Annotated in this window: 1 pseudogene; it reads right to left on the bottom strand. The window is 68.4% G+C overall.

Annotated elements, in window-relative coordinates:
- Positions 1 to 2188: pseudogene (locus ACFYOY_RS49115) on the bottom strand (beta-ketoacyl synthase N-terminal-like domain-containing protein); the annotation flags it as partial.
- Positions 2189 to 2197 lie beyond the last annotated feature (9 nt).

Raw genomic sequence — 2197 nt, 5'->3', positions numbered from 1 at the left:
CCCCCAACCGACCACGCACCACCGCCCCCGACACCACACCCACCCCCGACACACCCCGCGCCACCGCACCCAACCCCACCAACGCCTCCTCCCGACCCCCCGCCACCACCACCGCACGATCCGACAACCCCGCCCGCCCACAACCCAACGCGAAGCCGAGGTCACTCAAGTCGAGCTGCGGCTCAGCCGCGACAAAGGACCGTAGCCGTCGCGCCTGGGCGGCAAGCCCTGCGGCACCTCGGCCGGACACCACCAGTGGCACAGGTATGCCCTTCGGCCAGGTCATCACCGGATCGGTCGGCTCGATCGCCGCCGGAACCGCCTGTTCCAGGATGACGTGGGCGTTGGTGCCGCTGACCCCGAACGCCGACACCCCGGCCCGACGCGGACGCCCCACCTCCGGCCACACCCGCTCCTCGGTCAGCAGTTCCACCGCACCCGCCGACCAATCCACCTGCGGCGACGGCTCATCCACATGCAACGTCCGAGGGGCGATGCCATGCCGCAACGCCAACACCATCTTGATCACACCAGCCACACCCGCAGCAGCCTGCGCATGACCAATATTCGACTTCAACGACCCCATCAACAAAGGCCGATCACGATCCTGGCCATACGTGGCCAACACCGCCTGCGCCTCGATCGGATCACCCAACGCCGTGCCCGTGCCATGCGCCTCGACCACATCCACCTCGGCGGCCGACACACCCGCGCTGGCCAGCGCCTGCCGGATGACACGCTGCTGCGACGGACCGTTCGGCGCCGTCAGACCGTTCGACGCACCATCCTGGTTCACCGCGCTGCCCCGCACCACCGCCAGCACCTGGTGACCGTTCCGCTCCGCGTCCGACAGCCGCTCCAGCGCCAGCACACCCACACCCTCGGCCCAGCCCGTACCGTCGGCCGAAGCGGCGAAGGACTTGCACCGGCCATCGACCGACATGCCACGCTGCCGCGAGAAGGCGATGAAGATGCCGGGAGTGGGCATCACCGTGACACCGCCGGCCAGCGCGATCGAACACTCGCCCGCTCGCAACGCCTGCGCCGCCAGATGCAACGCCACCAGGGACGAGGAGCATGCCGTGTCCACCGCGACCGAAGGACCCTCGAAGCCCAGCGCATAGGACACCCGCCCTGACAATACGCTCGCCGAGGCGCCGAGGCCCAGCATGCCCTCCAACTCGGCGGGCACCGGCTCTACACCCGACCCGTAGTTGTGGTACGTCACACCGGAGAAGACACCCACGTCCTTGCCCCGCAGAGTGGTCGGGTCGATCCCGGCCCGCTCCAGCGCTTCCCATGAGGTCTCCAGCATCAGACGCTGCTGGGGGTCCACGGCCAGCGCCTCACGTGGCGAGATCCCGAAGAAGCCCGCATCGAATTCCCCGGCATCGTGCAGAAACCCGCCCTGGTGCGCATAGCTGGTGCCGGGGTGGTCCGGGTCCGGGTGGAACAGGTTCTCCAGATCCCAACCACGGTTCACCGGGAAGTCGCTGACCCCGTCCCGCCCATGAAGCACCAGGTCCCACAGCTCTTCCGGAGTGGAGACTCCACCCGGCAGCCGACACGCCATGCCCACGATCGCCACCGGCTCAGTCCACACGGCCGCGAGCGCTGATGGCGGACCCGGTACCTCCTCCGGGGCCGCCGTGTCCCCGATCAGCTCGTCACGGAGAAAAGCGGCGAGGATCAGGGGCGTGGGGTAGTCGAAGAGCAGGGTGGTCGGCAGGGTCCGGTCGGTGAGTGCGTTCAGGCGGTTGCGCAACTGCACGGCGGTGGCCGAGTCGAACCCGATCTGGTTGAACACCATGTCCGGTTCAATGGCATCCAGTGAGGGGTGCCCCAAGACGCTTGCGGTCTCCTGGCGGACGGTCTCCAGCAGGATACGTTCCTGTTCCGGCGCGGACTCCCCGAGAAGGAGAGCAGTCAATGTGCCAGTCTCGGCGGGCAGTTCGGTCATGCCCGGGAGCTGATCGTCGATGGATCCAGCATCGGCGGGAGCTGCGTTCTTGAGCCAGTAGTGCTGGTGCTGGAAGGCGTAGGTCGGCAGATCCAGGGCGGCATGAGCCGGGATGTCGCCGAGCAGCGCGGTCCAGTCCACAGGGACACCGCGTACATACGCCTCGCCCAGGGACGTGAGCACGCGGCGCATCCCACCCTCGTCCCGGCGGAGTGTCCCCGTCACCACAACCGGACC

It is taken from the genome of Streptomyces sp. NPDC007875, assembly GCF_042868035.1.
Lineage (GTDB): Bacteria > Actinomycetota > Actinomycetes > Streptomycetales > Streptomycetaceae > Streptomyces > Streptomyces antimycoticus.
The sequence above is the reverse complement of the archived record's forward strand: the minus strand, read 5'-3'. Positions and strand labels throughout refer to the sequence as shown.